This is a genomic window from Neisseria sp. P0020.S003 (assembly GCF_051957095.1).
In the GTDB taxonomy this organism is placed as follows: Bacteria; Pseudomonadota; Gammaproteobacteria; order Burkholderiales; family Neisseriaceae; genus Neisseria; species Neisseria subflava.
The window spans coordinates 1-5,146 of record NZ_JBQCWU010000035.1 but is presented as its reverse complement, the minus strand read 5'-3'; the positions used below and the strand labels follow the sequence as shown (position 1 = coordinate 5,146).

At 51.7% G+C, this 5,146-nt stretch carries 5 protein-coding genes and 1 pseudogene; 5 read left to right on the top strand and 1 reads right to left on the bottom strand.

Annotated features, from left to right (window positions below; translation table 11 throughout):
- Window positions 1-306 precede the first annotated feature (306 nt).
- From ACTHTQ_RS11085 to ACTHTQ_RS11070, 4 genes are all read left to right on the top strand, one after another.
- Complete coding sequence (locus ACTHTQ_RS11085; RefSeq protein ID WP_003686098.1) at window positions 307-741, top strand: DUF883 family protein; 435 nt, start codon at window positions 307-309, stop codon at window positions 739-741.
- Window positions 742-850: 109 nt separating this feature from the next.
- Window positions 851-1,258: a phage holin family protein gene (locus ACTHTQ_RS11080; RefSeq protein ID WP_070632098.1), complete on the top strand. Its 408-nt coding sequence runs from the start codon at window positions 851-853 to the stop codon at window positions 1,256-1,258.
- The gene (locus ACTHTQ_RS11075; RefSeq protein ID WP_003686076.1) at window positions 1,239-1,505 is read left to right on the top strand and encodes a hypothetical protein; all 267 of its coding nucleotides are present in this window, start codon (window positions 1,239-1,241) and stop codon (window positions 1,503-1,505) included. The genes ACTHTQ_RS11080 and ACTHTQ_RS11075 overlap by 20 nt, the downstream gene beginning before the upstream one ends.
- 225 nt (window positions 1,506-1,730) lie before the next feature.
- Window positions 1,731-2,543, top strand: a complete 813-nt coding sequence (locus tag ACTHTQ_RS11070; RefSeq protein WP_440363948.1) for a phosphatidylserine decarboxylase — start codon at window positions 1,731-1,733, stop codon at window positions 2,541-2,543.
- 84 nt (window positions 2,544-2,627) lie between these two features.
- On the opposite strand, the gene znuD is transcribed toward ACTHTQ_RS11070, so the two are convergent.
- Window positions 2,628-4,916, bottom strand: coding sequence for a TonB-dependent zinc receptor ZnuD (znuD, locus tag ACTHTQ_RS11065; RefSeq protein ID WP_440363947.1), 2,289 nt, complete (start codon window positions 4,914-4,916; stop codon window positions 2,628-2,630).
- Window positions 4,917-5,019: 103 nt separating this feature from the next.
- On the opposite strand from znuD, the pseudogene ACTHTQ_RS11060 reads away from it, so the two are divergent.
- A pseudogene (locus ACTHTQ_RS11060) lies at window positions 5,020-5,146 on the top strand (helix-turn-helix domain-containing protein); the annotation flags it as partial.

The window sequence follows — 5,146 nt, the reverse complement described above, 5'->3', positions numbered from 1 at the left end:
GGGAAATGCCGTAGTGGTCTGCGGTACGCTGCTGGCTGCGTATGTGCAGGTAGTGGAGTACGGCTTGGTATTTGAAGTGTAATGTATATTTGCTCATAAAAAAACTGCACCTTGTGAGTTGGAGGGGATGTCCAACTTTTGGGGTGCAGTTCAGTTTTCAGACGGCCTTTTTTAAATTCCATTTAGTCATTTTCAGAATAAGCACTTAATTTAATTTAAATTAACGTTTATTTTGGAATAAACGGTTATAATTTATTAACAGATAAATAGTCTGTAACCATATCAACCTATATCAAGGAGAAAAGCATGAAAAAACACGATTTTGAAGCACGTCGCGAGGCTTTGCTGAAAGACATCCGAGAAGTGATGGATGATGTGGAAGAATTGTACCGCAATGGTGTTGAAGCCGGTTCGGAAGAGGGCAGCAAAGCCCGAGCCAAATTGGAAGAAAAATTGGCTGTGGCCAAAGAGCGTTTGAGCCGTTTTGAAGAAGAGGCCGGCGAGCGTTTGCGCCATCATGCCGAGCGTGCGCGTGAAAAATACGAGCAGTTTGAAGAGGCGGCTCAGGAGCGTTTGAAAGAAGGCAAAGAGCGTTTTGCCGAATTTGAAGCCGATGCTGGTGCGCGTTTGAAACGCGGTGCCAAACACGCTGATGAAGTGGTGCATGAAAAACCATACTATGCGATGGGTTTTGCCGCATTGGCCGGTTTGGTTGTCGGTGTGTTGTTGAACCGCCGTTAATGCGAATATGTTAAGGCCGTCTGAACAGGCGTGCACATGAAATCATGGATTTCATTGCACTGTGCAGACGGCCTTAGCCTTATGTTTTCCTGAAAAAAGGATAGTTAAGATGGGAATTCGCCAGCGTTTTGAACATGGCAAGGCTTTGTTGAATCAGGGCGCGGATTTGCTGCTGCTGCGTTTGCAGGTATTGAGCTTGGATTTGACGCGTCAGGCGGAGAATGTGTTCCGGTTGGCGATTTGGCTGGTGTTGTCCGGCGCGCTGTTGATGGTGGGCTTGGTCGGTTTGCTGTTCGGTTTGAACCGCGTGCTGTCGGATGTCGCGGCTTTGTGGGTATTTTTCGGCATTTTCTTCGTGAGCCTGCTGATTATTGCCGTATTGTTCCGCAAAGTATCGGCAGATTATCGGGAACAGGGCAGTCGCGTGGCTGAGACCTTGCAGGATATTCGATCGGACATTGCGTATTTGCGCGGTGAGATAGACAAGGATGCGGACGATGAAGCAACAGGAGTATGAAGAAGCGCGCGAGCTGCTACTTTTGGAAGCCAAGCTGGTGCGGCTGCGGATTGAAGCGGAAAATTTGAAACTGCGTAAAGCGGAAGAAAGTAATGCTCGGCAGACTAATCGTTTGGTGATGTTGGCCGATGTGGCGTATCAGTTGAGCCAAACGCGTTTGCTGTCTCAACGCGCTTTGTTTTCTACATCGCGCCGTCGGCATTGGATTTGGCTGGTATTGGCGGTCATACTGGGTTTGTCAAGATAACCGAGGGCAGAGGTTTGGTCAAAATGATATTTGCGGCGTGTTGTTGGCTCGTGTGAGCCGCTTGTTGAGGACGCTGCGTCATTGTGTTGCCGAAACTGAAACTTTATCTATGTTGAGTATTTTTTACAAAAGACACCGGCCGTCTGAACATTTCAGACGGCCTCAATGTTTGGAGTTTCAGATATAATGGCGGCAATTTTGAAATTATTAAATGAAGGATAAGTGATGAACCGTTTATATCCCCACCCGATTATCGCCCGTGAGGGCTGGCCGATTATCGGCGGCGGTTTGGCTTTGAGCCTGCTGGTATCGATGTGCTGCGGCTGGTGGTCTTTGCCGTTTTGGGTGTTTACCGTATTTGCATTGCAGTTTTTCCGCGACCCTGCGCGTGAGATTCCGCAAAATCCTGAAGCGGTGTTGAGCCCGGTTGACGGCCGTATCGTGGTGGTTGAGCGCGCACGCGATCCGTATCGTGATGTCGATGCTTTGAAAATCAGTATTTTTATGAACGTGTTCAATGTGCATTCGCAAAAATCGCCTGCCGATTGTACGGTAACGAAAGTGGTCTATAACAAAGGTAAATTCGTGAATGCGGATTTGGACAAAGCCAGCACGGAAAATGAACGCAATGCGGTTTTGGCGACTACGGCTTCTGGTCGTGAAATTACCTTTGTTCAAGTGGCCGGCTTGGTGGCGCGCCGTATTTTGTGCTACACCCAAGCAGGTGCGAAACTGTCTCGCGGTGAACGCTATGGCTTTATCCGATTCGGTTCGCGCGTGGATATGTATCTGCCTGTCGATGCTCAGGCGCAAGTGGCGATTGGTGATAAAGTTACCGGCGTCAGCACTGTATTGGCGCGTTTGCCGCTGACTGCGCCGCAAACTGAATCTGAGCCTAAAGCCGCAGCTCCACAAGCTGCACCAGCTTCACAAGCGGCTCCGGCTGAAACAGTGGCAAACCTATCTACCGAACAACAGCAAATCGAAGCAGCGGCGGCTAAGATTCAAGCGGCTGTGCAAGATGTGTTGAAAGATTAATTGCCGGTTTTGAATGATTGGTTAAAACAAGAAAAAGGTTTTCAGACGGCCGTCTGAAAACCTTTTTTGTTTGCCTATCCAATTTTAAAACTTCACATTTACGCCGCCGGTAAAGCTGCGGCCCATTTGCGGCGTATCAGAGAGGAAGCTGCTGTGGGCGTAAACGGATTGGTTGAGCAGGTTGTCGGCTTTGACGTACCAATTCCACTCGCCATAGCGCGTATTGCGGCGGTAGTTTGCGCCGAGGTTGAGCATGTGGTGTCCGGGCGTGCGCGTTTCGTAGCGGGCGAGTTTGTTTTGGGCGAACACGCGGTAGTAGTCGAGATGGGCATCGATGCGGTCGGTCAGCGCGGCATTCAGGTGGAAGCCGAGTCGCGCGGCTGGAACGCGCGGGGCGTTTTGGTCGGCTTGGGCAATGAGTGGGCGGTTGCCGTAGGCGTCTTCCCTACCGGGCAGCGACGGAAGGTTTTTCAGACGACCTCTGACGTAGTCGCCGGAAAGTCCGATGCGGTAACGCGGTGTGGGTTTGAAGAAGATTTCGCCTTCCGCGCCGTAGAAGTCGGCGCCGGATTGGTTGTAGCGCACGAGCTTCATTTCGCTGTCGTCTTCGATGGATTTGGGGCCGCGTCCGTCGTTTAAGGTTTGGGCGTAGATGTAGTTGCCGAAGCGGTTGCGGTAGAGTGCCAGATTGTATTGCCAGCGGTCGCCTTCGTAGCCCAGCGCGAGTTCGATGTTGTTGGAACGCTCTTTGTTGAGGTGTTTGTTGCCGACTTCAAAGGTGTTGGTGGCAACGTGTTTGCCGTGTGCGTACAGCTCTTGCGTTGACGGCAGGCGTTCCTGATGGGAGGCGGTCAGGCTGAGTTTGTGTTGTGGCGTGAAATACCAGTTGCCGGAAAGCGCGAACGAGCGGGCGGTTTGGCGGTGCGCGCCGAGGTCGGGCAAGGGTTGGTTGTAGTAGTTTTCCCGATCAATCAGGGCTTTGTCGTACTGAATGGCGGCTTTTTGTTTTTCCACGCGCACGCCGCCTTCAAGCGAGAAATTGTCCCAATTTGCCTGTTCTACGCCGAAAAAGCTGTAATGATGCACATCGTTGTCGATCAACATCGGCTGTTGGACGGTTTCGGGAATGGCGGAAAGCGCGCTGGATTTTTGGGTGAGGTATTGCACGCCCCAACTGCCTTTCAGACGACCTATGGGCAGGTGGCGCAATTCGATGCGGGCATTTTGCGTTTTGTTTTTAAAGAAGTTTTCCACCGCATCGCCCGCTTTTTCGTCGTGGCGGTAGTCGTTGCGGTTCAGATGCACGCGCAAGGCTTCGAAACCGGGGAGCGGCTGCTTCCATTCGGCGCGGATTTCATAGCGTTTGTTGCGCAGGTCTATCCACGGTCTGCCGCTGTGGGTATGCGCGTGTGCATTATCGTCGTCGTGGAAGCCGCAGCTCAAGCCCGGATTGTCGTAATCGATGTCTTCTTCGGTCAGCAAGTGCGGATAAAGCTGCAAATAGCGTTTGTTAATCAAACTCTTTTGCCAGATGATGTCGGCGTGGCAATCATCGTATTCGTGGCTGTGGGCAGGCAGGCCGTATTGGTCGCGACGGTCGCTGTACGCCGCGCCGATAAAGCCTTTTTCGCCTACCCAAGACAGCCCGATGCTGCCAGTTTGCGAATCGGCATGGCTGTCGGGCAGGCGTTTCAGACGACCCTCTCCTTTGCGGTAACGCGGTACGGCGTAGTCGCCCGATTTGCGGTACAGTCCTTCCGTGTGCAACACGAAGTTTTTGCCCAGTCCGACATTGATGCCGCCGGACGTGAGTTTTTCCAAATTGCCGCTGCTCAAGCGCAGCCCCAGTTCGCCCGATACGCCGTTTTCAGGCATTTTTTCAGGGATTTTTCCGTCGGCAACATCTACCAAACCCGCCACATTGCCCGAGCTGTACAACAGCGTTACCGGCCCGCGCAGGATTTCGACCTGTTGCGACAAAGCGGTATCCACCATCAGGGCATGGTCGGGCGAGAAGTCCGCCATGTCGCCCGTTTCGCCATGATGGTTTAACACTTTAATCCGTCTGCCTGTTTGACCGCGAATAACGGGAGCGGACGCGCCGCCGCCGTATTGCGAGGCATGAATGCCCGGTACGCCGTCTAAAGCATCGCCCAAGTTGACGGCTTTTTGGCGCAAGGTATCGTCGGAGATGATTTTGTCGGAGGCGGTCGAAGTGTGCAACAGCCCTGAAGTGGCTCGCGGACGGCTTTTGCCGACGACGGTAACCTCTTCCAAGTCCACCGACTGCTCAGTTTCATGCGCTTGGGAGAGGATGGGAGTGCTGATTAAAAGAATAGATAAAACAATGGGCTTGAGTGTGGTTTGTGTCATTTTAGTTTCTCATCATATTTTGAAAGGCTGTTATTATATAACATTGCATCATTTATATGATAAGATTTTTGAGAAAAAAAGGCCGTCTGAAAACGAAGCGGGTTTGAACTGCACCCCAAAAGTTGGACATCCCCTCCAACTCACAAGGTGCAGTTTTTTTATGAGCAAATATACATTACACTTCAAATACCAAGCCGTACTCCACTACCTGCACATACGCAGCCAGCAGC